The sequence below is a fragment of the Halorubrum salinum genome (genome assembly GCF_024494575.1).
GTDB lineage: Archaea > Halobacteriota > Halobacteria > Halobacteriales > Haloferacaceae > Halorubrum > Halorubrum salinum.
On sequence record NZ_JANHDO010000006.1, the window covers coordinates 43,801 to 68,227 of the forward strand.

The window sequence follows — 24,427 nt, forward strand, 5'->3', positions numbered from 1 at the left end:
TCACTATGGGCGTGATCACGGACTCTTGGTATAAAATGTGTTGACATATTGACTGACACCTCTTCCGCGTGTATGCGGAGGAGAAGGTCAATCAGAGTGTCCTACTTCCACATCTTCGAGGTCGTGAGAACGAATGTTTCACCACGACCAGATTAGGCGTTCACATTAAACGTGTATATTGGTCAATCAGTAGCTTGAGATATCTGGTTGCGACACTCGCGTATGAATCGGGTGAAGTTGCGACCAACATCCTGTTCCATAGAAATAAAGATCAGGCCCTCAGAGGGATAGTGTAACTGGACAATAAGGCCTGCCTCCAGCAAGTGGAGACTGGCCTCCGGTTCGCCCATCCCTTCGTCGATTAGCTGGAAGTTGTGTTTAATTTCTTGTGGAGTGCTAATGAAGTTATTAAGTATATCACCAGAATACTTTTCATTCAAATCATCGCGGACAAATATCATCTCAATATTGTTGGCTGAGTAGACTCCCACGGCACGTAACGAATTACCCAGACGGGTCTGGCAGAACTCAGTCAACCGGGATGCTTGTTTCTTCATACGACATTATCCCGGAGTAACGTGGTAAATCTGTGGTCGGTATTGACTGTATTCTGGTCAGATTAGCTGCTCTGGGTTCTACCAGAACCAGTTGAACGCGTTGTTCAGAACTCGAATCGTGCGCCACCTTCGGTGCTCTCTGTCAGGGGAAGTCAAGCGTGTGGGAGCTGCATCCGGACAATCGTCCCGGTTGGCTCGTTTGCCTCGAATGACACCGTCCCATCCGAGGCATCGACCACCCATTTGATGAACCACAGACCGACGCCCTGTCCGTGGGTGAGCGAGTCCTCCGCGGCTCGCTCGAGCGCTCTGAGTTCAATCTCGGGAATCCCCGGCCCGGTATCAGCAACCTCGACGGTGACCCGGTCGGCCGCCGCGTGGACGTTGACACGTACTGTCAATTCGGGGTCGGCGGCGTGGACAAACGCATTATGGAGCACTTCGACGATAGCCGACCCGATGAGTGGATGTGCCGCGACAGGAGCTGTGTCTGGCATCTCAAGCGTCACCTGATCGGGCGTGGAGACCACGGCGTCGGTGGTAAGAAACATCCGGATCAAGGCGGCAACGTCGATGGTTGTTGTTTCGGACCCGAACAGCCCCTCCGAATCGAGCTGAATCAGTTTCTCGGTGTGGGTTCGAAGCCGATCGAGGGCTGCTGTCGCTCGACGGTACCAGTCGCGACTCTGGTCGGTGTCGAGATCTGCTTCGACGAACTCTAGCCCGCCGAGCGCGATGTTCAACTCGTTGCGGACGTTGTGCCGTAACACCCGATTGAGGACGCGCAGCCGTTGGTTGAGCTGTCTGGACTGTCGATACTCTGCTTCGAGCGACTGCTGATAGGTAGCTAATGAATCGAACCCGAAGCCGATCGGGACTCCCACGATCGCCCCGGCACTCATCGCAGCGGAGAACCCGAACAGCCAATCGAAAGTAACCTGCAGTTCGCCAGCCTCTAAGACCAGCACCAAGGCGACCGTCCCCGTCGCAATAGCCATTAACAAAACCGCCATCAGTACGCCAGCCGCCTGCTTCGCCGCCGGCCGGGACGCGAGGGTCGTCCAATAGCCACATACTGCAAGGAACACCGCTGTGACCCCTGGAATCACCGCTTGCAGGATCTCAACCCGCGGAGCTCCTGTGATTGGAAACTGGATCACAGCCAGCACACCGAACCCGAGTGACAGCGCATACAGGACGACCGGCGCCGGAGCAGGAATCAAGTCGTAGCCAGCGACAAACTCCTCCAACAGCCGACGTGCGAGGCGCTCCCGGCGTGGCAGGGCTTTATACGATTGCCCTGACTCGGGGCGCGATTGGTCGGACCCCGCAGCCGGATCGTCTGACCCCATACTGTCTTGTCACCAACCCACCCATAAAAGGATGGGCTTGTCGGTGGACTCCCGTTCTAACCGACGTTAGTCGTCGGTGGGCGAATAGCCACCATTCACGTTCAGCGTCCCCGACTTCAGAGCGAGGTGACTGATCGCCCCTTCGTGTGGAGACTTTTGCCCCGTACGGAGTAGCCGAAATCCGATATTCTTCGCCGTATTGTAGTCCGCGTTGACCTCGTAGCCGCATTTCACACAACAGAACGTCGCTTGCGACTGGCGGTTCTCGTCCAGCGTCGTCCCGCGCTTTGAACACCACGTGGACGTGTACGTTGGGTCTACCACTCGGCTTCGATACGTCCGTTTACCGTGGAGAGTGACACCCGGTCGGCGTGGAACGTCGCACTCCGGTTGTCGTACCGGACGGAGGGCGTCGACGCTGGCGGCATCGCGGTCCTCGGTGAGTAGCGCTTGCTCGGACTGTGCGTAGTGGGCGTTCGGATCGTTGTCAGGTCGGCAGCGACTGTAAATTAAGAATACTGGTAGTGGTAGTTTACAGCCCTCACACGAACAATCTGTTCTATTGGAACTATAGGTGTGGCAGACAACAATAATACAAGGATATGGTGGCGGAATTTACTGGCTGTGTATATTTCATGCAGATAGGATACAAGTCCCATACTATGAGATCGGTGGGGAATACAGTTTCAGATTTTACCGCGGAGGGGGTGCAGAACGGAGAAATAACTGACATAACGCTATCAGAGTACGGAGATGGACGGTTTATTGTACTGGTGTTTTATGTCCACGATTTCAGCCCAGTGTGTGAGACGCAAATGTGCGAGATTAATGACTCAGAGTTTCTCACATTCAACGATAATGTAGCTGTTCTCGGCATCTCAACCGACGGTCCATACAGCCATAAGAAGTTCAGTGAAGCGAACAGCCTCTCGTATCCACTCGTATACGACGATGATAAAGCGATTTACGAAATGTTCGGGATGATTGAGGAGACCGAAGAAGGAAAACGGAAACCAAAACGCGGGATCGTTCTGATTGATGAGGAACGTACCATCCGATACTGGTGGCAAGCAGAAGACAACTGGGATGCGTGGCGGATAGACCCGATCTCAGAGCTTATAGATGTGCTCACCGAGATTATAGCACTCTAATCACTATAGACAGAGTCATGGATCTTAATCACAAAATTATCGATAGCGAGGGTGAGAAATGAAAAGTGAACTTGATATAATCTTGTCTCCTCCTATAAGTTCAGAACACCTCGATCAGCAGTAGATGGTGTAATTCAAATGCCTACATCACCCCCCGGATTCGTGTTTTTAAACGTTATTCGAAGTATAACAGCAACGACCTCGGTTGCCGCTGCAATCTTTTTGGCAGGATGGTATCCGTATGGTGAGGCCATCGTTTCCCAAGACCAATTCATAATTGTTTATTTTCTATTTGGGTTTGCTTTCATAGCTGGGTACAGGCCATTATACTTTGCTTATAAAATTCGGTCCCAACGGGGGTAGTGTCTATCCACCCTGTTGAATCCGTAGATAGCACGGGGATCAGAGCTGACTATATGGTCAGCAGACGCCGGTGCGAACGTATTCTCACACGCGGACTTCGAACGAGCGGATGGTTTTGGAGAGCGAAAGCCGGTTCCAACCGTCCATCAGCTGATAACTCCTGTTCAAACAGCGGATGCGAATCTGCCGATCCGTCCGCAGTCATCGGAGTCAAAGAGCTCACAGATGGATTTCGACTTTGCTGGTTCTGTTGAAATCCTTAACAGGAGACATACTCTGCCGCGGCTGTTGTCTATACACGAGACTTCCAAATCGTCAGTACAGGGGTGCACATACGACTCCCAGAACGATAGTGGGGTGAGCATTATTGGGTTTCGAACGATACTCCATCGGGATAGAGAGTGGCGTGGATAGCAGCGGATTCATCGACAAAGACGGTCGTTTCTCCACCAATATTCGCCTCCTGAGCGGTAATTTGGATTCGATACTCAGCAGGTTCGTCAAGCGGATACAAGAGCGTCGCCGTTTCCTCGGCTCCAAGCGAGCGGTCTGTACGCATCACCACACGCATATCCGACATTCTAGTAATATCGATATTGACCGTTACCCTCTGGTTCAACTCGTTGTTGATCACCAAGTTCGGATCTCCCAACCCCAGACATCCGGCAACTCCCAAGAGAGACGCTCCAACGGGGACGAGCATCTGTCGCCTAGTAGAGGGCATACAGGCTAATCCAAAACGCATCACTAATCCATTTTGCTTCACACCTCACTAAACAGTACTCCGGTGGCGCACAACCATCGTAACCGCTCCGTTCGCAAGCGCTTCACCTCGGCTGATCCGTGATTTAGATTGCGAAAATAATGCAGTTTTCGTGCTGATTAGATCCTCTGTAGTTGGCACGGTTCCGAGAACATTTCACTGGTTGCGGATTTCAACAGAGCCCCACAACCATTCTTTGCCACGCTCAGCAGCCACAAATATATGAAAATGGAGAGTGAATCATTTCGAAGAAGGTGGTGACAATGTCCGGATCGTCACGCAATCGGGAGCGGTCGTGGACCGAGTCAATGAGCGCCCGGGAACGGATCCAAGCCGTCGCGGCCGCACTTCGTGAACCTCGATCGATCGAGTGGATCAGCGACCAGGCCGATACGGACTGGAAAACAACCGACGACGAGATCCGCGGGCTCGCTAGACAGGGCCATCTCGGCCGTATTGAGACCGGCGAGACAACGCGCTTTCATCCAGACTACACGCAGCTGCTTTTCGCAGAGATCCGCACGCTCATCGCGGAGAACACCCGCGAGGAGCTGCGGACTGAATTGGTCGAAATCGCCGAGGAGATCGAGGAGTGGCAAGCGACCTACGATGTTGAGACGTGGAACGAACTTGAGCAGTCACTCACTGATGCCGATCTTGCGAGTGAGGAACTCCGCGAACGGCGTGACATCATCGCGTGCTGGCAGGAAAACGAGGAAGATCGTCGACTCATCAAACACGCACTCGAACTCTACACTGATGTCGAAGCCGCTCGGAGTCAGGAGACCGGCGTGGCTGAGCGGGCCAAGCGCTACTCCCCCTCACGGCGGGTTTGAGACGCTATTCAGCAGGTCAACGTCGTCGTCCTCGTATGCTCCTCGCCACATTCCATGGACAGCCCGGGCCACGAGTGACACCTCGGCCACGTCGATACAGGACGGTTCGGTGGCCCTCGTGGCAGCCTCGGGTGGCGGGTGGAAATGGGTCTCGGGCGAGTGTGTGTTCGGGTGGCGATCGAAACGCCAGTTGACGTCGTCGCTATCGACGTAGTGGAACGAATACATCCCCAGTTCGCTCCACTGGATATCGAGCCGAGCGCTCTCGGCATCGGCGAGCCCATCGCTGAGACTGATCTGCAGTTCCGTGGGAGCGACGACATCGTCGTACGCTGTGGCGTCAACGAGTGGTTCGAGGTCGAGCCAGAGGTCACGAATCCGCTGGAGTGCCGGAAGATAGATCGGCCCGAACTCGCCGGCGCGGTCGTCGTCGCTCATACAGCGAGCTGGTGGCTGGCCTCGTCGTACGCGAGTGCTGCTTGCGCGACGGCGAGATTCTGTCGCGTCGTGCGCCACGCGGTGAGGTCATCCCAGCCCTTCGTCTCGCCGGCGTCAAGCTGCTGGGCGAGTTCTTCCGGGGACACCACATCGTACTGGTCCTCGTAGCGCCGGATCTCGGCCTTCATCTCCTGGATACTGTCCAGCAACTCCGGTCGCGTGACTTCCTCACGTAGCTCGCGGATCCGGGACATCAACACCCGGTCACTGTTGCGCTTGTACAGCGTCGTTTGACCGTCCGGTTCTGTCTCGGCGAAGCCCGTGTTCACGAGCGACTTGCAGTGGCGACGCGCTGTCGGCTCGCTCACGAGCGCTCGATCGGCGATCTCGGCCGCCGACTGTCCGTCGTGGGTCTGTTCGACGATTTCGTACACCCGCTCGAATGGCGTCGTGTCGTCTTTCCAGTCTGCCTTGACCTGCTCGTTGACGTCGTCCCATGTCTCGCTCATACTGGGAGCTACGGACTCTAACAACAAATAATTTCTCTAGAAAATCATTCTTTTTCAAACCGACCGGATCAGACTATCTGCTCCTCTAAGGTATCTCCATGCGACCGGATGGTCGTTGCAGTGACGCTCGCCACCTCCGCCACTTCCGCCTGCGTCAGCCACCGTCCCTCTTCGCGACCCGCCTTGTACAAACAGGCCGCTGCGAATCCTGACGGTTTGACACCCGACGCGGCTCCTGACGATTCTGACTGTTCAGCCAACCTCCGAGCCCGCTGTCGGGTGTCCGCTGGAACATCGAGTTCTGACGCGAGACGGGGGATGAACTCACTCGGGCGAACTGGCTGAGTCGGGAGCCCAAGTTCTGTATTCAGCGTCTTGTACGCATTTGCGACTCTCGATTGTTCGACGCGTGCTGCGTCGACGACGTCGTCGAGTAACCGTGTGTGGCCGTTACAGCGACAGGCCCCGTGGACGCTTGCTGACGCAATCGCCTCGATTGATCGGCCTCGAAGTAGGTCTTCGTTCTGAGCGCTCCGGAACAGCTGACACGCTTGGTCACGGACCGAATCTGAAAGCTCGAGGACGCTAGCAATTCTTTGTACTTCACCCAGCCCGTGTGCGAGGTTTCGCTCGGCTTTCGACTGGAACCGACCACGATTCTGTTCCCGGCGCATTCGGGACAGTCGCTGGCGCTTTTGCCCAGAGAGTTCGTTCCCGTTCGCATCTTTCCTGCGACCGATCTCCGTCGACAGCCCTCGGTCGTGACGCGCTGCAGTCAGTGGAGCGCCCGTTCGCTTTCGCTGGTCCTGGTCGTGAGTTCTCCATTCCGGACCGCGGTCGATTCGTTGTTCATCGATGACCAGGCCACAGTCCTCACAGATTGTTTCAACGCTATTTGTTCTCACCTCGCCCTTACACTCTGGACACGGCGTGGTTCCGTCGTTCGATACGTCCTTGTCGAAATCAGTTTCGTAGATGTCTCTCGTCGCTATTGGTAGTTCGCGAGGTGCCTTGTCTTGCATCCCGCACCCCTCTCAGGGAGAATAAACAACTGCGAGCAGGCTGGTTTGGGCCGGTTGTTAAGTTGAATCCTCGACGACATCCACACTGGGATCCTCAAATGCTGTTCGGGAATGCACCCTCGAGCAGTTACCATGGATATAGGGAATTCTGTGCCTTCGGCAGGTCGTAATAAGTATTGAGAACTTTGTGGAAATGGTTAAAGAACTGTAGTCTGATTCAGTCTGTATAATGCAGCATAGTTTCAATCCGGATCCGGTGAAGTGCCGGGATCTGTTTGATGGAGAGGAGGACCTATACCAAATTCCTCGATATCAGCGACCGTATAGCTGGGAGAAATCGCATATTGAGCAGTTGATTGATGACCTCTACGACTCGTGGAGTGCGGACCGAAACAGTCCCTACTACTTGGGCTCGGTTATTTTGGTGAAGGAGGACGGTGATTCTCGTTTTGACATATTGGATGGACAGCAGAGGATGACTTCTCTCATCATTCTCTATGCAATCTTCAACGACCATTTTCACGATCACTTGAGCGATATGAACAAGAGAAGGGTCGAGGAAAGAGTCCATGAACAGGCGTTGGAGAGGCCTCGGTTGAGAACCAGTAAGCAAACTGATCTTGAACAGTCAGTACTCAAATCGATAGACCTAGACGAGAAAAACAGGTACACTGAGGCTGCTGAAATCCTGATAGATTGTCTGGAGACCAAGTTCGGAGATCGACATGACGAACTCAACGACTTCTTTGAGTTCATCGATCAGAATATCGAACTGATTAGAATCATCAGCGATGATCTTGCACATGCCGTCAGGCTTTTCCAGACCATCAATACTCGTGGGAAAGATTTGACGGTCTCTGACCTCACCAAGAGCTATCTGCTTAGCAATTTGGAAAATGATGAAGACAAGGACGATGTAATTGAGGTCTGGCAGGAAATCACTACGAAGGTTGATGATGACTATGATACCTTGGACAGCATCCTTGGAATGTATCGGCTGTATCTTCAACAGTCAAAAGCACAGGAAACGAGGTATCAGGAGCTAAAATCCGAGTTTGAAGGACAGAACCCTAAGAAGATTGTCAAAGACATTCGGGACTTCGTGGACAACTACAAACAGATCGAAAACTCAGGCTCGAAAGAAATCTTCATCCTGGAAAACTTGTCACATACTCTGTATTGGAAGACGATTCTTATCGGCGCCAAGAAAGACGGTGTTGACTACTTCGACGAGTTGCGTGACGAGCTTATCGGGTTCTACTATTCGTACTGGATTGGAGACTATACCAGTGAAAAAATCAAGATACCCTCGATCAAGATTCTGACTCTGCTGCGTGATGAGGCCAGTTTGGAGGTGATCCAGGAGTATATCGAGAGTAAGAGGAAGCGTGATAATATTCCGGAACGGGTTCGAGACGGACTGTATTCTGATAATGTATATGGAGATGAAAAGTGGCACAAGAGCCTGCTGATTGCTATTGAATACAGCCTGAGTGACTCACAGAAAGTTGAGCGGATTAAGAAGAGAGGCGGTGGAATGCACATAGAACACGTACTTCCCAAGTCGTACGGTTCTGCAATGGAAAAATACGATTACTGGGAAGACAATTTCAGTAGAGAGGAGGCAAGTCAGCTGAGAAACACGCTTGGGAATTTGATTCCTCTACAGTACGATCTCAATGCAAAGGCGGCCCAGAAGCCATTCGATGAGAAAGCTGCTATCTATCAGGGGAAGCGGGGTAAACCGCGTTCAAGTTTCGACCTAGCACTGCGAGTAGCTCGCGGAGACTATGGTGATTGGTCTCCAGAAGCAATTGAGGCACACCGCGATTACTTGATTAAGAAGTCTGCTTACTTGTTGAACCTGCCTGCCGATTCAATCCTAGTTGAGGATAATTCAGGGGATTCAGAGTAGGTTTCCACTCCCGTCTCTACGAGAAAAACGCGAAGACCTGAATCGAATTAGCCATCGTCCTCATCGTACGTTTGCTACCCTGGTCCCTGATCGATCGATTTTCCTCGATGACCCAGCACAGGCCTCACAGATGGTTTCGACGCTGTTCGTACCCACCTATACCTTACACTCGGGACACGGTGTTTTGTCGTTCGATACGTAACATCAGGCGAACCGATGAAGACAAAACGAAGAGGGACCTCAACTGGTCCGCCACCGAAGCCGAACTTCATTAATTGAATACCGGTTCTCGGATTAGTTCTGTTCTTCTATCAGATCAATAATTTCTCGTAACGACGCCGCAGTATCTCTTAATGTGTCTCGGTAAATTTCCCTAAATCCAGTTGAGTCCTCTGGGTATCCTATTGCTTGGACTGCTCGGCTCCAACCGCCAGTTACTCTCCGATGGCTATCTTCCTGTCTAAAATCATGTACCGAATTAATTGGAGTTAGTATTTCATTGGCTTTGTCGGTGTCCGATAATTCTCTTACGAACTCCCACAAAGCCGATTTTTCTCCTTCTATATCATCTTCGTCTACGTCATCCGGTAATTGAGCTTCCAAATTCCCTTTATCAAGGTTCTCCACTACAACCTCATCGACTTTCGACATTACATCCAACAACGCTTCACGCTCATTTCGCGGCAAAGTCATCAACCGCTCAGCGTCGAGCTCCTCACCAGTTTCTCTGTAAAGACGTTGGCCGTAGGCTTCTTGGAAAGCAGTATCAAGCTCAGTTACCGCGTTAATCACCGCTTGTGCAGGAGACTCTGAGTCAACGAATTCTGCCTTGATATAATTAGTAATCATCTCCTCGGGGATTTCACCTCGGGGAGATGTGTTGTGCTGGTACCAGTGAGGGATCTCCTCGTCGGGTATCTTTGCTAGATCATCGACAATAATCACAATCAGGTCTTCGTCATTCCGATACGCTCGGAGCGACATCTTGTCCAACCACTCGATTTGTAGACCTTGTCTGGACCATTCGGAAACCGAGCCCCGGCTATCGGACCTGTACTTTTCCAGTACTTCCGGATCAAAGAATGTCCAACCGAAGTAGTTCAGAGCCTCATCCACGTCTTCAGCGCCGATCGCGGGTCTTCGATATCCTGCTTCCTCAAACCCGTCTTCCCTCATCGCCTCCTGCTTTGAGAACCGGTATCCTTGCTTCGTTTCAAATTTCAGGTTCTCTCTTGATTCCCGAAGCGTTTCTTCATGACTATAAGGAATATCGGAGGGATGAATAGGGCAAAACCAGTGTAGTTCGTAGCCCGGCATCGTTCTTCGGACACCACGGGTTGCTTTACCGCCCAGTATTCCGAAACTTTCTCTATCTTCATCAGGGAGCTGGATATCTTCCTCTGTAGATTTCACATCCCTTGATTGGAAGTATGCAAGTACCAAGGCACTGCCTCGCTCCTGCAGATAATCCTTGAGGAAGGAAGCTCGCACTTCCAAACTCAGAATTGTATCATCGAGCCCCCAGTGGTCAGACTGCGAGGAAAGGTAATTCCACTTGTCCGCGGGAAAACGGACCACTTTCTCGTCTGTATCGTACCTCTCGAAGTTCCGTTTCTCCCTTTCAACGAGTTTATGATATTCGACGAAACCGGTATCTACCAGAGGAGCGTCCTTTGTGAACTTCATCACGAAACGCTTGGCTTCTCTACCGTCTATACACTGCGTGAGATCCTCTTCCCAGTACTCCTCTCCTCTACGCGAGCCATACGCCATCGGGTAGAAATCGAATTTAGGAATCTCTCCATACGGTTCGATACCTGAAAACGCGTCTAAATCCTCCTGATCAACTAAGAAACAGTGAACCCTGAACCCCTGATCGACCACTTCTGATCCCACATCTGTAGTTTTATGGCCGGTTCTGTATACCGTGATCCACCCATCGTCAATGGGGTCAAATTGGTCTCTGTCTTCGAAGGCCAGCCACGGGTTTATTTCTAGGATGTCTCTCGAATCCTCAACCAGGTCGTACATTCTTCACATAGATGGTGTCAAAATAGCATCTTAAACGTTTTCAGCAGTTACGTGGTGAGATTGAAGATCCACAACAAACACCCGCTTCTCAAGCACACAGATATCGAGTTCAATTGGAGAAGTAGACAGCACCAATATCGGGGACTGGAATTAAGCAGCGTTGGCTACTTCATTTATTTCAGCCTGTATCGAAAAGTGGTGGCATGGCTTCCGTACGCGCAACCACGACGTTGAAGGGCCACCACGCGATACATGCGGAGCTGTTCCGTGATGAAGCGAGACGTATTGAAGCACTATACGACTCCGTTGACCCCAACACCGGTTCATCCTCCATTCCCAACGACGACAAGACGAAGCATCGCGCCTTCTGCATGAACTCAATCGTGAGCACAGCTTGCTTCCTAGAGGCCACAGTCAATAGTCTGTACTGGGAGATCTGGGACGACATCCGCCTCATCAATGATGGAAAAGACCCGATACACTACCCAGACAAAACGGAATTCCGTCAGAACATCGAGGAAGCAGAACTCAACCCTGAGCAGGGACAAAAGAAACTCACGAACCGATTAGATAATGCTGGGATTTTTGCGAAGTACAATATCTTCTTAGACGCCAACAGATTCGACGAATTCGAAAAAGACAGTACTCCCGCTGAACCTGTCGCTCGCGTTCTAGACATCCGGAATGAACTCGTACATTTTGAGCCGAGACGGATTGAAGGTGGTGAGAAGGACTACACCGAGAACGAGTACGGGATAGAAGAACAACTTGACGGTCGGTTCGACCTGAACCCGCTCATACCGAGTGGGAACGCATTCTTCCCCAGCCAGTGTATGAGCTACGGCTGCGCCGAATGGGCGCTTCGCGTATCAAAAGGATTCGTCCGGCAGTTTTCGATCAGGATCGATCTCCAGATTCACCCCGATCTTCCACTGCCATCCTGAACCCGCGGGACACGAATATCGTATTCCGGGTTCCTCCAAACCACAGTGGTCTATGTGAGGATTAACTGAGACGCCTGCAACTCCTCCAGTTTGTCCAGCATTCCCTCCTCATCAACTTCACATAACCGCTCCTACGCGGAGAGCTGTTCTTCCTGTTCGCTCTGCTGTTCCAGGTTCATCGGCCGACCGCAATTCCGGCATTCGCTGTGTCTCCTCTGGTTGATGATGCCGTAGAATGGACAACCCACCGAGTTATCCCTCCTTCTCTGGTTTTGAGGCTACATTCCTCGCGGATCGCTTGGTTCATACCGTCGATTAGTAGACTTCAATAGAAACAATCCTTCGTAGCTACCGCCGTATCGGTGGTAGCACAGTCTTGAAGACAAATAGGTCACTTCCCCTACTATGGGCAATTCGGGAAGCGGATTGAAGGAGCGGGTCAGAGGGTGTGTGGATGATTTCGTTGAAACCGTTCGTGAGGAGCAAGATTTCGTCCCTAAACTTCGAATTGCCGCAGGAGATCGGATGGACAGGAAAGAGAAGATCATTAATGAACCTTCCCGGATTATTACGTTCTATTCTTCACGCCAGCAGGAGTTCTTCGAAGAGACTGCAGAGTGGATGTATGAGACCGGAAACGGATTTGGTCTTAACGAGCCTGCTGACCCTGATGACGAAGACGTTCTATTTCTCGGCGCACCGGAGGACTACGAGCCCCCTGAGGAGCCTAATCTATTCTCCTACGTTAACGCGCTTTTCAACTTCGCTGGCACAGTGATGGATTATTCGGGAGGCTACGTGGTCACGGATGGAGGGTTCGATCGAGCATACGAGGAACACTGGCTTCCGAAGTACGAGACTGGGCTGGAAACCTTCGAGATTATTATTCCACTTCACCTATTCAATATTCCACAAGACGACGAGGCAGTTATCGATTTATCGCCAGAATTTGAACTCCGTCGAAGACGTCACAATTACTATCGAGTTGAATCACTTCGGATCTGCCCTATCACTGATTCAGAAAGGCGGGGTGTCCATACATCCTCCGCAGGTGGAGGAGAACGGTTCAATCTCAACCCTGTTGACGCCTGTGAGTATAAAATCCATGCGGAGATAGCGGCTCGAGAACCTGAAGCCACTCTCTATGATCCGGGGGAAGAAATTGGAGAGCGGTTAGCGACCGCACTGCGGCTTTTTGACCCCGACCCAGAAACAGGAGACTTGATCGTTGGCACATCCTTCCGGCAAGAACCCAATTGGCTTGAATTCAGAGAGGGAATCCCCGACTTCACAGTAATCGGAGACGCACACAAAGACCGAACGCAACCGCAAGAAGCATACCTACTGTATCCAGATTCCTCTGATGAATTCACTGATTTTTGGGGGCGCCACTGTCGACGAATCCGTCTTGATAGGGACGGTCAGTTCACGCGTTCAATTCAGCGTTTTAACGAGATCTGGTCGAAGCGATTTTACGAAGATCAGCTCCTTGACTGTCTGATCGGGCTTGAGGGACTTCTTCTTCAAGGAGTTGGATCCGGAGGCTCGATTACTTTCCGACTCAAACTACGTGGTGGCCAGATATTGTACGATAGGTTACCCTACAGACGGGAGTACATCCAGAAGTTCCTACAGGATATCTACTCACTCAGGGGAGATATTGTGCACGAGAATCAGTATCTTGCCGATGTTCTAGAGCAAAATAGCCGTTTGAAGGTGTTAGACGAGAAGTTCGACCATCCGAAGGACGTAGTGGCTGAAGCGCGCCGTTTTATGGGTGCTTCTGTCGTCGCTTATATGGACGTGACTGAGCAGACAGGACTGAGTATCGACGAGATAGGCGAGCTGATGGATGAAGCGGCCCTTGGTGTGGACTCGTCTGAGTTATTCGGCTAACTTTTGGAATTATATGGCGGGAGTTGAGTCACCACGCCGTATTAGAACTCGATATTCTCATCACTTTGATCTTGGATTTTACATCTGTGTTGCTGGATTCGTTCTGGGACCCCGACCTTCCCACAGATTGGACACTCCCGCAGGGGTGTCGGCGGCAGGTCGGTCCAGGCGTCCAGCGCGGCGTCGAGCTGTACTTCCACGATCGACGAGTCGGTCGTGCGGCGGGCTTCGCGGAGGTGAATGCGAAGCCGTTCACGCGCCGTGAGTGTCGTGTCGTCGGTCATAGTGAGACGGGATAACTGGTGGCCCCGCCACCCATCGCCGGGGGCGAGCAACACCACCGGACGCGGTTAGCGAATATCGGGCTGAAGCGGGGCTAGCTGTTCCCAGAAGCGATGATGTACAGCACAGAGTGTGATCAGATTATCTAGCGCGTTCGCCGCCTCAGTGTCATATTGACCGTCCGCATCAACGAATTCACGCCGAGGTCTGATGTGGTGGATATGGAGGTCCTTTCCATAACGCGCGTGGTGTTCGGATTGATTGATCTCACACCCGGGCGTCTGGCAGCAGTAGTTGTCACGCTCAAGGACTCGCTGACGCTGTCGGCGCCACCGCGTCTGGCTCCACTTCTGTCGCTTCCACGCCACTCGCTCGTCTTGTGAGTCACCGTACCCCGCACGGCGTTTCGCCTGGCGCCACGATTCGAAACGGTCGTAGTAGGTTGCAACGTGATACTGCCCCTCCGAATTCATCTCCTCCACCGTCGGGGCATGGCCGAGTTCTGAAGCAAGCCGATTGATCTCAGCAAGGAGCTCCGGCTTGGGAATATTCTGCTTGCCAGCGGGTTCAAGGCCCGCTTCAAGTACCGCGTTGCCCCACGACCCAAACCGATCCGCACAGGTTCGTTGTGAGTACGCACCCCGTTCATCCATCTCTGGTGCAGTCGGCACACGCCCGAGCTCATTAGCTAAGTTGCGGATCGCCTCTATCAAAGCCTCGTCTGGTATGCGGCTTTCCTGGGCTGGTTTCTGCCCGATCGAGCGGATAGCGTTACTCCACGAACCGAACTCGGTACAGTACGCTGTTGCTGAATACGACCCGTCTGTCTCCATCTCGTCTCGCGTGGGTGACCGGCCCAGTTGCTTAGTGAGTCGTCGAAGCTCAGTCTTCAGTTCGTCACGCCCGATCGAGGTTTGGCCACCGAGGTGGCCACGATAGGCTGTAAGCGAGGCGAAGCTCTTACCACACGTCTCGCATTCGTACTCCCCGTACCGGTGTACGGAGGCAACATGACCACCGAGAGCGCTAGCTCTATCGAACGTAGCACTACAGTAGTCGCATTCGTACATTTCTGTGTCACTCGCCGGCCTACTTGCGCCGGCATCCATAGCGGCGCCAGAAAAACTGTCCGAGAGGTTGTGGCTGCGCGCGCAGCGACCGGAGGGAGCGAGCACGGAGCGGAGGGTGGGGCGGTGGGGCTTGGGCCGGTCCGGCACACAACAAAAAAGCAGGCTGGTCCGACTAGCTATGCTTCCCACCAGCGGCCGCGCTCCGGGAAGTGGATGGTCGTCCAGCCGGTGACGGCTACGGAGACGCGCCCCTCGTACCAGTTCCGGGCGGCCCCGTGAATGCGCACGCGTTCACCCTCGACGATCCACGGCGCGTCCGAGGCCTTCCAGATGGTGACCCTGGTTTGGCCACTGTCGTCGGCAACGAGTCCAACTTGCGCGATGCTTGGATGGGATGGATCCCAGAGGGTCTTGACACGACCCTTAATGCTCACCTCTTTGCGATCGACGTCCTCGAGCTTCCCGATGGGAACCACCTGTCCCGGCGCCGTCTGTAGCTCCTCGAACACCTGGACGACCGCACTCGTCAGGTCCCGGCCGTCGACGACCGCTTCGGCCAGGCGTCGACTGACCGCCGCACGAGACCAGCCATCCACCCGCGTCGCGAGTCTGTCTGCCTCGGTGTTCACCGTCGCCAGTTCATCCTGGGAAAGTTCCGTGCGAGGATCATCCCGTTCGGGGTCGGCCATCGGGTCTACGCTCGCGGCCCGCTTCTGGAACTCCAGCCGGCGCTTCGTGCTCCCTTGCGCGGCGACCTCTCGCGTGCGCTGCTCGCGACCGTCCTGGGTTCCCAGCTCGGCCTGGGCACTGATGCGCTCCAGTTCGGCGTCCCGCGCCCGAATGCGCTCTTCCTGTTCGAGGGTGACACCATGGATCCGGTCCTCGCTCGTGTCCGCGATCCCATCCGGGTGGTTCGCATCCACCTTCGCCTGCGTCTCCTGCTCGACTGCCGCCTCGAACGCCGGCGTCTCGTCGACGACCGGGAAGCCGTCTTCATCGACCGCTTGCTCGTCCGCTTTCTCGAATGCCTGTTCATCCACCGTAACGACCTTGCTACTAGAGCTGTTACTTGACATTGGAACTTCACCAAGTTCCGAAGGCGCTCACGCGCCGCCACCGCGATGTCCCAGCATCGCGGTTTTCCGACGATGTCGACGTCCGATAGCACCGACTGCGCGCTCTCGCTCGCGCCTTCGCGAGCGCCCTCCCGGGCGCGAGCGAGAGCGCGCCCGAGTGCGGCGACCCCAACCAGCACCGCGCGCCGACCCGCCCGGAGCGAGCGGCCAGCGGAGAAAGCGCGGGGGGTGAGCAGCCACGCCGCGCAACCCCCCGCGCTTTCCCGCTGGCGTCGAGGGCACATTCACTTTAGCCCGGAACGGGCGCGGGTGGTGCGGAGAGCGCCCGCACGCCCGGAATGGTCGGTCGCGAGCGACGCGGAGGGCGGCAGCGGCGAGCGGGGCGGGCCGTTCGATGACGTTCTCAGACAGTCCACAGATTCGACGACTACCGATAGGCAGAATTGAAACACCCAGCCACTCACCGTGGCCAAAGGGAGTGCCAACCGCCGTTCATGACGATGGATGAGCGGAATCATCGACCCCACAAGCTTCCGGAGGGACCTCTTTCAGGGGACCTCCGTGACTGACGACGGCTAGCGAATCGGGGACCTCTAATCAAGAGAATGACATTAAGAGCGCCACAGAAACTAGGGGTAGAGCAGCGGCAGGGCGACGACGAGCCCGAAGTACGAGACGACTGCAAGGAACGTCATAGCGAGATAGATGTTGATCAGGAACGAGGACATACTAAATTGATCCAAGAGCCGACGTGAGGGGGTCCGAATCGTGTGATACGTAGTGAGCCGCCCTCGGAGTGTAGGAACCAACCGTTCAAGATCCCGCTGGCGCTTCCAAAGCGGATCTCTGGCATCCTTGTATTTGATTATCGCCATCGAGAACACGTACATCGCCAGGGACAGCACCATCATCAACACAGGCAGTTCGTTTGACTCTGCTTGTGCGAAAATCGCACCGAAGCCAGCCAGAACTGCTAGAGCAAAATAGGTGCTACGGTTGATGAGCCGATCACGATAGCGCGCCTCTTTCGAGATCGTTTCGTATTCTGTGAGCATGACCTGAAGCTCGGCCTCGGTCAGATCCTCGCCGGTATTGAACGAGAGGGAGTGCCCTGCGAGAGGGAACGTTACAGGCCATTCTTCGCGGAGTTCCTCAACCTCGTACACTTGGGCGAGTTGGTCTTGCTCGCCGGAAAGCCCCGCTTCCACGAAATAGTAACTGATACCGAAGACAATACAGATCGCGGAGAATATCGAGAACAGACCGGGTCGAATCTCAGTCTGCACCCTAGCCAGCACGAGCACTGCTGGCAGACTGTATAGCACGATGCCAACAGCTGGTTTCAGTAGTTCGGCAAGACCGTTCTTGTACAGGTCGTTGTCGTACGCCGTTTGAATCGCAGTCAACGTCGATGAGGATCCCTCCTCTTCGTCGTCATTATCGTGTGGAGATGCGACTGAATTATCTTCGTCACACATGTAACAGGCACTTCCTCGCGACTACTTTATCTGTCTGGCGACGAATCTTCTCGGTCGCGAGCGACGCGCGGCGCGACCGCAGGAAGCGCCGTGGTGCGAACGGCGACTGGGTGGTCGAACGGTGTGAGACCACTAATGGGTCGCGCGGCGAAGGCAGTGAGCCGCAAGACCGCAGGGAGCCGTGAGCAAGCGGAGGGCGGCAGCGGCGAGCGGGGCGGGCCGTCACGCACACACCGAAAAGAGGCTGACTGGCGACCAAGCAGTCCATCCGGAATGCTATCTCCACTAAACCAGTGCCCTACACAGGAGATGCTGGTAAGTTTTCGGAGCTGCACTTTGGGAACCATCGTAATGGAGGGCTGGTCGCAAGAAGCTGGGCAAATTAGTGCTTACCAGTGGAGCCGATCACACGGACGATATTCGATGCCAAGTTGATTCTGAGACTCTGAATTGAGTTGAAATCCAGTCTTGTGGGGTGCACGGAACTATTATGCTTATTTGACTAGAGTCATATCTGACGAATAGCATAGTGAAGCATAACGAATTCGTTGACAGGCCCCGGTTGGTGGGAGCTAGTATTCTCGCAGTACTCTCCCTCGTTGGCCCCGTTGTTGGGATTCGTACGCTGCTCAGTAGTGCCTCTTCGTCGGTGGTATTCGTCGGAGTCGGAACGCTCTTTCCGCCGTTCGTCACGGCCGTCCTTCTGGTCTATACCTCTCGATATTACAACCATCGGTACGGAGACACATTACTCATCACGAGTTCGACTGGGAGCGTCCTGTTGGCAATGTTGTTTGCACTTACAGCGGCGAGCATCATTTGGGGACAGCAAACGCTTGGTGTGACGATGATCGATCCACTGATCCTCATCACTGAGATGATGTTAGGTGGTGCGCTGTTCGGGCTTATCTACGGGCATTACTACGGACTGTCTCTTACCCAACGACGTCAGTTACAGCAAAAAACACAGCAGTTACAACAGCAAAACGAGCGTCTTGACGAATTTACCTCGATGGTCTCTCATGACCTACGGAATCCGCTGAATGTTGCGCAGGGACGGCTCGAATTATTCCAGCGAGACGGAGATCGTGCCCATCTTGCACAGATGAAAGACGCACACAATCGAATGGAGGCCCTGATCAGGAATATTCACGAGTTGACACAGACGCAGCAAATCACTGTCGATCGGCAACCCATCGAAATTGAGTCAGTCGTCAATCAAAGCTGGGACCATGTCGAAACGGATGAGGGGACGCTTGTTACGAATCTCGACGGAGTAATCGCTGCCGATACCGGGCAGCTCCAACGGCTGTTTGAAAATTTGTTTCGGAATGCAGTTGAGCATGGTGGGGAAACTGTAACGATAACCGTAGGTGAGCTTGAAAATGGATTCTACGTGGAGGACGACGGCCCGGGTATCCCCGAGGAAGATCGTGATGATGTCTTCAAGAGTGGGTTCTCAACAGCGGCTGACAACACCGGCTTTGGGCTTGCCATCGTCGCCAATATCGCTCACGCCCACGATTGGACAGTTTCCGTTGCTGAAAGTGTTAATGGAGGAGCACGGATTCTGGTGACCGATGTTGAGTGGATAACCCGATCATAGCCACAGAAGCAATAAGTGCCGGCCATCGTGACAGGATCCGCGTATATCAGCTCCTTTCTGTTCGCTGATCCAGGCACTCTCCTGGCGGACTCAGAAAGGGCGAGGGCGTCTCGGCCGTCCCCCGACCCCGCAAGCACCGCAGCCACGAGGCGCGCAGCGGCGTCCTCGCGAGCGCAGCGAACGAGGGCCACCGAGACGGAATCTCGCGCGGTCGCGGGACGTCGAGCGGCCGAGGGCTTCCAAAGTCGGTAACTCACGTATCATACGTTTCGTCCTACTAGGCTAGGCCAGAGAGATCAATACCGTGGTACGTAGTAGTACAATCATTTTCACTCAGTGATTTGAATGGTTTCGTATGAGCGAGGATAGGCTAGAGAACGGACAGCATTCGACTATCCTCGATACTGTCCCTGATATGGTGTATGTGTTGGATTCTGAACTTCACTTTACGTTCGTCAACGGGGCAATGGCAGACGTCACTGGATACGACCGCGAGGAATTGCTCGGAGCACACGCCTCACGCCTCTTCGATGAAGCCGCCATCGAGGGAGGAACGTGGAACCGCGACCAGCTTGAGGCGGGAGAGATCGAATTTGGCTACACAGAAACGGAACTACAAACCGCCGATAATGAGCACATCCCCTGTGAAATTCGGTGCCAGCTCCTCCCAGAGCATGATGACACTGACCTAGGAGCAGGGACCGCAGGTGTGATCCGGGATATTTCCGAGCACAAAGAACGGGAACGAGATCTACAGGTCCGATCAACAGCGATGGAGGCCTCCATCGACGGGATGGCAATACTCGACACTAATGAGGAATACGCGTTTGTGAACCAGGCGCACGCTGATATCTACGGCTACGAGACACCGGATGCGTTCCTCGGTGAGACGTGGCGGATGTGCTACACTGACGACGAGACCACCCGATTCGAAGAAACTGTGATGCCGGCCTTGTTCGACGAGCATAGCTGGCGAGGCGAAGCGGTCGGCATTCGCAAGGATGGGAGTACGTTCCCCCAAGAACTCTCCTTGAGTTTTACCGACGATGGGCGGATCATCTGTGTCGTACGCGATATCACTGAGCGCAAGCACGATGAACGCGAACTCCAGCGAAAAAATGAGCAGTTGGATGAGTTTGCTCGCGTCGTCAGTCACGATCTCCGGAACCCATTAAATGTCGTCCAAGGACGCTTGGAGCTGGCTCAAGACGAGTGCGAGAGTGACCATCTCGATGATGCAGCGACCGCACTCGACCGCTGTCAAACGTTGCTTGAGGATCTACTGACGCTCGCCCGCGAGGGGGGCCGTGTTGGCGAGGTTAGCCCCGTCAATCTCGCGGCCGTGACCGAGGAGTGCTGGAACTCTGTCGAGAACGCAGATGCGACGCTCGTCGTTGAGACAGAACAGACGATCCACGCGGATCGGAGCCGGCTCAAACAACTCCTCGAGAATCTCATTCGAAATGCCTTGGAGCACGGTTACGGGGACGTGACGGTGAGAGTAGCTGAGCGGGATGATGGCTTCTATGTTGCTGATGACGGACCCGGGATTCCGGCCGAGAAACGCACTCAGGTGTTCAAGCCAGGGTACTCGACTACGACCGATGGAACGGGCTTTGGCCTCAATATTGTCCAGGAAATTGCCGACGCCCACGGATGGGAGGTCGCCATCACACCGAGTGCGGACGGTGGCGCCCGGTTCGAATTTGCTGGCGTTACGACCGGCTCTGACGGTGAGTAGGGTATCCTGACACAGGCTCACCGATGGGTGAAATCTCGCTGTTGTTCGGTGGCCCATAAGCTAGTGAGTTGTCGGGATGACTGTCTCGACCTTCACTAAACGCTGAACAAGACGGCACGAAATACTTCAGTATGTAACAATATAATAGTTGTGAGCGACTCTCATGGTTACGAAAGGCGATTCTGCCCCCACGTTCACTCTCCCTGGGGTCGTTGATGACACGGTCGAGACGTTCAGCCTCGCGGACGCAACTGACCAGGATCGGGCTGTGCTCCTCCTGTTCTATCCATTCGATTTCAGCCCGGTCTGTACCAACGAACTGTGCGCGATCCGCGACGCTGAATGGTTTGAATTCACGCCCCAGCTCGACGTGTGGGCAGCATCAGGGGATAGTACGTATTCACACCAAGCATTTGGTGCGGAGTACGGATTGAATTTCCCCTTACTCAGCGACAGCGATGGGAGTGTTGCTGCCGCATACGATGTCTGTTATGATGAGTGGGAGAATCACGAGTCTGTCCCACAACGGGCCGTGTTCCTAATTGACTCTACACAAACGGTTCGATACGCATGGTCGACGGATGATGCCCTCGAAAAGCCCGATTTCTTCCCGGTCAAGGAGGCGCTTGACCGGCTGGCTACCGAACAGGATGCCGTCGACGATACGGATATCGAGCTTGCCATCGAATACGAGGAATCTCTTGGCCAGACTTCGTAGATAGCCGGGTGGATTTTTTCGAAACAGATCATGTACACCTCAAGATCAGATACCCAGCAGGTCCCAATCCACTTTGCTACAGGGGGCACATAGCTATAGCCGGTCTCCCAGCCGAGTCACTTTCTCCCGTATTGTATCAGTACAGTATGCGTGTTGGCGACGAAGTGACTATCCGGTCTCAATTAGAATCCAGGTGAGCTCTCATGCCGCCATGCTGTCGCATCGTGCTGTCGACGACCACCGCCTGCTGTACTCGTGAGTGGCTGTCAGTTCGTGGGAGATACAATTCACTATTAGATGATCAAAACTATAATTAAATGAATGTTTGATTGGTGTAATAATCGTGGCAACTGTATAAGGAATTGCTATGGTAATGCTTTGTCCACAGCCAAATTGCCAGATTCAATATCCCCGCCACCGGATATATTAATAATCGGGAGGGTAACATACAATACAATAATGGTAAACGTCGGGGATACGGTGTCTGATTTCTCAGCAGAAGCTGCCCAAGGAGATGAAATCCGTGAACTTACACTCTCTGAGTACGCTGACGGACGGCCGACAGCGTTTGTCTTCTACGTTCACGACTTCAGTCCGGTCTGTAAGAGCCAAATGTGTGAAGTGAATGGTACTGAGTTTCTTACATTTAATGATAGCGTTCGGGTTCTGGGGATCTCCACAGATGGCCCGTACAGTCACCTGAAATTCATCGAAGAGAACGGGCTGTCGTATCCGCTCATTCACGATGCTGACAAAGACATCTATGAGATGTTCGGGATGCTCGCAGAAACTGAAAATGGACGTCGACGGCCAAAACGCGGAGTTGTGCTTATTGATGCTAATCGGACCATCCGTTACTGGTGGCAAGCTGACGACAATTGGGATGAGTGGCGAACAGATCCAATCGCGGATCTGTCGGATGTTCTCAACGAACTTGGGGTAGTGTAACTGCCGAGCAGCTTCCGTGAATATGCTTGACACACTTCTTGATAATGAGGGTGGGCCTGTCACGCTTAGCTACGCGGATAATACACATGATGACGCGACGATCAATCAACTTCAGATCCAAGATGGGGCGGTCGCAGCGGAGCTTACTATTGCGGGGCGATTGTTCTGTACCCTTCGGACAGGATCTGATGGAGAGTCGACACTCGATTGTTATCACGATTCGGAACAATTGAGTCAGATGCAGTCTGATAGAAGCGAACCTGTAGGACCCCGGCAGCCGGATCGGCGTGTCGTCGAAATTACTGGTGCGAACGGCGACTGATCTATGGGAAGCGACGACAAGGAGTCCAGAAGCAGGGTAATGGAGATCTCCCCGACGCGTGTGGTACTGAATGCGATCCGTAGCGTCACGGCGCTACTCTCAACCGCTGCGGTTATCGGGCTCTTGGGGCTGTATCCTGGTGGTGAGCCGGTTGTCGCACCCGCGAACTACAAGTTTGTCTACCTGCTTGCGGCGTTTGCTTTTGTTGCTGGCTACCGGCCGCTAATACTTGCGTACAGAATTCAGCGCCATCGGGTTGAATAGCTAGTTGAACACGAAATGAGTCATGATTGCTGACACCCTCACTAACGGTGGGAGTTACAGCGAACTGTTACAGAGGGAGCGAATTAGGTGAATGATAATACTCAACTGCCTTCACCGCATTATGACGCGTACCGCACAGTCATGGCGTTACGTGATTTAATTCCCGGACTAACTTCTTTCGACAAAACACGTGCCAGAAATTTTGAGCGCTGTCTCTCAGAATCATCTGGCGTCAAAATCATCGATACCAAACAGACTGGTAGTGCGTTCCAGGCAACAGTCCTGCTTGCGAAGGAATCTTCGCTCAACGACAACCTCCGCAGAATGATAAACACCAGCCACGTACAGGTGGTGGACCTTTCCACTGAGGGTGGTTAGACGTATATTGAATTCTACGTCCAGTAATCAGCAGGTGTCAATCTAGCTGTTCAATATCGTACTCATCATAATCTGGATCAAGCGAGTCCGTACTAGCGTCAGTCTCGAGTTCGCCAGATGCAATCGCTTCATCAAGCGCTTCTTTTAGAGGCCACAACTCAGGGGCTACATATGCATCCTCATTAGTCCACACATACCGCAGCCGTTGTTGGGGATCAACGAGGAACACGCCGCGTTTGGGGATACTCCGGTGTCCTTCCCACTCTTCATATCGGACGTTGTACAATTCAGCGACGGATCGGTCCGTATCTGAGAGAAGCGGGAAGTTGAGGCCATACTGTGCAGCGAACGCCTTGTGTGCATACGATGTATCCCCTGAAACCCCCCACGGAAGTACATTCGGCGTAAACTCAAAAAATTCCGAATCGCGAATTGCACACATTTCTGGTGTACAAACCGGACTAAAATCGGCTGGATAAAAAAACAATATCACATAGTTGCCAGCGTTCGTCGCTTCAGTCAGGTGAAATTCCTCTTTTTCGCCCTCTCGGATCCCAGGCAAACTGAAATCAGGGGCAGTGTCTCCAAGTTGTAACATACCTAATAGACACAGGAGATCAATATAAAGGCTGTGTCGGAGACCATCTGTTAGATGTCGATCGGTGACCCTATACCGGTTTCATCACCCCCTAAAGACGGATGTATTCACCTTGCAGTCTGTATAAGACAGACAGGAATGGTCCGCTGACCATCGGCAAACGAGCCTT

At 53.5% G+C, this 24,427-nt stretch carries 22 protein-coding genes and 1 pseudogene; 10 read left to right on the forward strand and 13 right to left on the reverse strand.

All coding sequences use genetic code 11. The features are described from left to right. Nucleotides 1-182 precede the first annotated feature (182 nt). From NO930_RS13545 to NO930_RS13555, 3 genes and pseudogenes are all read right to left on the reverse strand, one after another. Complete coding sequence (locus NO930_RS13545; protein WP_256403825.1) at nt 183-557, reverse strand: DUF7522 family protein; 375 nt, start codon at nt 555-557, stop codon at nt 183-185. A 152-nt stretch (nt 558-709) separates the two neighbouring features. Further along, a complete protein-coding gene (locus tag NO930_RS13550) occupies nt 710-1,909 on the reverse strand; it encodes a sensor histidine kinase (RefSeq protein ID WP_256403826.1) in 1,200 nt (399 codons plus the stop codon). Between the two features lie 66 nt (nt 1,910-1,975). Continuing rightward, a pseudogene (locus tag NO930_RS13555) lies at nt 1,976-2,230 on the reverse strand (zinc ribbon domain-containing protein); the annotation flags it as partial. A 281-nt stretch (nt 2,231-2,511) separates the two neighbouring features. Here NO930_RS13555 and NO930_RS13560 point away from each other — a divergent pair. Next, the gene (locus NO930_RS13560) at nt 2,512-3,060 is read left to right on the forward strand and encodes a redoxin domain-containing protein (RefSeq protein ID WP_256403828.1); all 549 of its coding nucleotides are present in this window, start codon (nt 2,512-2,514) and stop codon (nt 3,058-3,060) included. Between the two features lie 727 nt (nt 3,061-3,787). Here NO930_RS13560 and NO930_RS13565 read toward each other — a convergent pair. Further along, a complete protein-coding gene (locus NO930_RS13565; RefSeq protein ID WP_256403829.1) occupies nt 3,788-4,057 on the reverse strand; it encodes a hypothetical protein in 270 nt (89 codons plus the stop codon). A gap of 392 nt (nt 4,058-4,449) precedes the next feature. On the opposite strand from NO930_RS13565, the gene NO930_RS13570 reads away from it, so the two are divergent. Beyond that, entirely contained in the window at nt 4,450-5,022 is a 573-nt protein-coding gene (locus NO930_RS13570) for a DUF7342 family protein (RefSeq protein ID WP_321169344.1), read from the forward strand. Here the strand turns inward: NO930_RS13570 and NO930_RS13575 are convergent. The 3 genes from NO930_RS13575 to NO930_RS13585 form a co-directional block, all read right to left on the reverse strand. Further along, entirely contained in the window at nt 5,008-5,460 is a 453-nt protein-coding gene (locus NO930_RS13575) for a toxin-antitoxin system TumE family protein (RefSeq protein ID WP_256403831.1), read from the reverse strand. The genes NO930_RS13570 and NO930_RS13575 overlap by 15 nt on opposite strands. After that, nucleotides 5,457-5,969: a winged helix-turn-helix domain-containing protein gene (locus tag NO930_RS13580; protein WP_256403832.1), complete on the reverse strand. Its 513-nt coding sequence runs from the start codon at nt 5,967-5,969 to the stop codon at nt 5,457-5,459. The genes NO930_RS13575 and NO930_RS13580 overlap by 4 nt, the downstream gene beginning before the upstream one ends. A 68-nt stretch (nt 5,970-6,037) precedes the next feature. Continuing rightward, on the reverse strand, nt 6,038-6,961 hold the full coding sequence (locus NO930_RS13585; protein ID WP_256403909.1) for a transcription initiation factor IIB: 924 nt from the start codon (nt 6,959-6,961) through the stop codon (nt 6,038-6,040). Nucleotides 6,962-7,220: 259 nt separating this feature from the next. Here NO930_RS13585 and NO930_RS13590 point away from each other — a divergent pair, with 259 nt between their 5' ends. Next, nucleotides 7,221-8,906 (forward strand): DUF262 domain-containing protein, encoded by a 1,686-nt coding sequence (locus tag NO930_RS13590; RefSeq protein ID WP_256403833.1) that lies wholly within the window; start codon nt 7,221-7,223, stop codon nt 8,904-8,906. A gap of 294 nt (nt 8,907-9,200) precedes the next feature. Here NO930_RS13590 and NO930_RS13595 read toward each other — a convergent pair whose 3' ends face one another. Beyond that, nucleotides 9,201-10,937, reverse strand: coding sequence for a hypothetical protein (locus tag NO930_RS13595; protein ID WP_256403834.1), 1,737 nt, complete (start codon nt 10,935-10,937; stop codon nt 9,201-9,203). A 203-nt stretch (nt 10,938-11,140) separates the two neighbouring features. On the opposite strand from NO930_RS13595, the gene NO930_RS13600 reads away from it, so the two are divergent. After that, the gene (locus tag NO930_RS13600) at nt 11,141-11,881 is read left to right on the forward strand and encodes a hypothetical protein (protein ID WP_256403835.1); all 741 of its coding nucleotides are present in this window, start codon (nt 11,141-11,143) and stop codon (nt 11,879-11,881) included. Nucleotides 11,882-12,286: 405 nt separating this feature from the next. Next, a complete protein-coding gene (locus NO930_RS13605; protein WP_256403836.1) occupies nt 12,287-13,777 on the forward strand; it encodes a HEPN domain-containing protein in 1,491 nt (496 codons plus the stop codon). 41 nt (nt 13,778-13,818) lie between these two features. On the opposite strand, the gene NO930_RS13610 is transcribed toward NO930_RS13605, so the two are convergent. The 4 genes from NO930_RS13610 to NO930_RS13625 form a co-directional block, all read right to left on the reverse strand. After that, nucleotides 13,819-14,061, reverse strand: a complete 243-nt coding sequence (locus NO930_RS13610) for a hypothetical protein (protein ID WP_256403837.1) — start codon at nt 14,059-14,061, stop codon at nt 13,819-13,821. A 66-nt stretch (nt 14,062-14,127) separates the two neighbouring features. Beyond that, entirely contained in the window at nt 14,128-15,168 is a 1,041-nt protein-coding gene (locus NO930_RS13615; protein ID WP_321169345.1) for a homing endonuclease associated repeat-containing protein, read from the reverse strand. Between the two features lie 137 nt (nt 15,169-15,305). Further along, nucleotides 15,306-16,205, reverse strand: a complete 900-nt coding sequence (locus NO930_RS13620; RefSeq protein ID WP_256403839.1) for an OB-fold nucleic acid binding domain-containing protein — start codon at nt 16,203-16,205, stop codon at nt 15,306-15,308. 629 nt (nt 16,206-16,834) lie between these two features. After that, complete coding sequence (locus NO930_RS13625; protein ID WP_256403840.1) at nt 16,835-17,683, reverse strand: hypothetical protein; 849 nt, start codon at nt 17,681-17,683, stop codon at nt 16,835-16,837. Nucleotides 17,684-18,530: 847 nt separating this feature from the next. Between NO930_RS13625 and NO930_RS13630 the strand changes: the two genes are divergently transcribed. The 5 genes from NO930_RS13630 (at nt 18,531) to NO930_RS13650 (ending at nt 23,282) form a co-directional block, all read left to right on the forward strand. Next, a complete protein-coding gene (locus tag NO930_RS13630; protein WP_256403841.1) occupies nt 18,531-19,289 on the forward strand; it encodes a sensor histidine kinase in 759 nt (252 codons plus the stop codon). Nucleotides 19,290-19,644: 355 nt separating this feature from the next. Then, a complete protein-coding gene (locus tag NO930_RS13635; protein ID WP_256403842.1) occupies nt 19,645-21,030 on the forward strand; it encodes a PAS domain-containing sensor histidine kinase in 1,386 nt (461 codons plus the stop codon). A gap of 163 nt (nt 21,031-21,193) precedes the next feature. Then, a complete protein-coding gene (locus NO930_RS13640) occupies nt 21,194-21,748 on the forward strand; it encodes a redoxin domain-containing protein (RefSeq protein ID WP_256403843.1) in 555 nt (184 codons plus the stop codon). Between the two features lie 459 nt (nt 21,749-22,207). Further along, nucleotides 22,208-22,696 (forward strand): peroxiredoxin family protein, encoded by a 489-nt coding sequence (locus tag NO930_RS13645; RefSeq protein WP_256403844.1) that lies wholly within the window; start codon nt 22,208-22,210, stop codon nt 22,694-22,696. 325 nt (nt 22,697-23,021) lie between these two features. After that, nucleotides 23,022-23,282, forward strand: coding sequence for a hypothetical protein (locus NO930_RS13650; protein ID WP_256403845.1), 261 nt, complete (start codon nt 23,022-23,024; stop codon nt 23,280-23,282). A 415-nt stretch (nt 23,283-23,697) separates the two neighbouring features. On the opposite strand, the gene NO930_RS13655 is transcribed toward NO930_RS13650, so the two are convergent. After that, the gene (locus tag NO930_RS13655; protein WP_256403846.1) at nt 23,698-24,258 is read right to left on the reverse strand and encodes a redoxin domain-containing protein; all 561 of its coding nucleotides are present in this window, start codon (nt 24,256-24,258) and stop codon (nt 23,698-23,700) included. Nucleotides 24,259-24,427: the final 169 nt, after the last annotated feature.

What these genes read in the sequence shown, in the direction of transcription:
- NO930_RS13545 (WP_256403825.1), bottom strand. Translation starts at nt 557, where the DNA reads ATGAAGAAACAAGCATCCCGGTTGACTGAGTTCTGCCAGACCCGTCTG.
- NO930_RS13550 (WP_256403826.1), bottom strand. Translation starts at nt 1,909, where the DNA reads ATGGGGTCAGACGATCCGGCTGCGGGGTCCGACCAATCGCGCCCCGAG.
- NO930_RS13560 (WP_256403828.1), top strand. Translation starts at nt 2,512, where the DNA reads ATGGTGGCGGAATTTACTGGCTGTGTATATTTCATGCAGATAGGATAC.
- NO930_RS13570 (WP_321169344.1), top strand. Translation starts at nt 4,450, where the DNA reads ATGTCCGGATCGTCACGCAATCGGGAGCGGTCGTGGACCGAGTCAATG.
- NO930_RS13575 (WP_256403831.1), bottom strand. Translation starts at nt 5,460, where the DNA reads ATGAGCGACGACGACCGCGCCGGCGAGTTCGGGCCGATCTATCTTCCG.
- NO930_RS13580 (WP_256403832.1), bottom strand. Translation starts at nt 5,969, where the DNA reads ATGAGCGAGACATGGGACGACGTCAACGAGCAGGTCAAGGCAGACTGG.
- NO930_RS13590 (WP_256403833.1), top strand. Translation starts at nt 7,221, where the DNA reads ATGCAGCATAGTTTCAATCCGGATCCGGTGAAGTGCCGGGATCTGTTT.
- NO930_RS13595 (WP_256403834.1), bottom strand. Translation starts at nt 10,937, where the DNA reads ATGTACGACCTGGTTGAGGATTCGAGAGACATCCTAGAAATAAACCCG.
- NO930_RS13600 (WP_256403835.1), top strand. Translation starts at nt 11,141, where the DNA reads ATGGCTTCCGTACGCGCAACCACGACGTTGAAGGGCCACCACGCGATA.
- NO930_RS13605 (WP_256403836.1), top strand. Translation starts at nt 12,287, where the DNA reads ATGGGCAATTCGGGAAGCGGATTGAAGGAGCGGGTCAGAGGGTGTGTG.
- NO930_RS13610 (WP_256403837.1), bottom strand. Translation starts at nt 14,061, where the DNA reads ATGACCGACGACACGACACTCACGGCGCGTGAACGGCTTCGCATTCAC.
- NO930_RS13615 (WP_321169345.1), bottom strand. Translation starts at nt 15,168, where the DNA reads ATGGATGCCGGCGCAAGTAGGCCGGCGAGTGACACAGAAATGTACGAA.
- NO930_RS13620 (WP_256403839.1), bottom strand. Translation starts at nt 16,205, where the DNA reads ATGTCAAGTAACAGCTCTAGTAGCAAGGTCGTTACGGTGGATGAACAG.
- NO930_RS13625 (WP_256403840.1), bottom strand. Translation starts at nt 17,683, where the DNA reads ATGTGTGACGAAGATAATTCAGTCGCATCTCCACACGATAATGACGAC.
- NO930_RS13630 (WP_256403841.1), top strand. Translation starts at nt 18,531, where the DNA reads ATGATCGATCCACTGATCCTCATCACTGAGATGATGTTAGGTGGTGCG.
- NO930_RS13635 (WP_256403842.1), top strand. Translation starts at nt 19,645, where the DNA reads ATGAGCGAGGATAGGCTAGAGAACGGACAGCATTCGACTATCCTCGAT.
- NO930_RS13640 (WP_256403843.1), top strand. Translation starts at nt 21,194, where the DNA reads ATGGTTACGAAAGGCGATTCTGCCCCCACGTTCACTCTCCCTGGGGTC.
- NO930_RS13645 (WP_256403844.1), top strand. Translation starts at nt 22,208, where the DNA reads ATGGTAAACGTCGGGGATACGGTGTCTGATTTCTCAGCAGAAGCTGCC.
- NO930_RS13650 (WP_256403845.1), top strand. Translation starts at nt 23,022, where the DNA reads ATGGGAAGCGACGACAAGGAGTCCAGAAGCAGGGTAATGGAGATCTCC.
- NO930_RS13655 (WP_256403846.1), bottom strand. Translation starts at nt 24,258, where the DNA reads ATGTTACAACTTGGAGACACTGCCCCTGATTTCAGTTTGCCTGGGATC.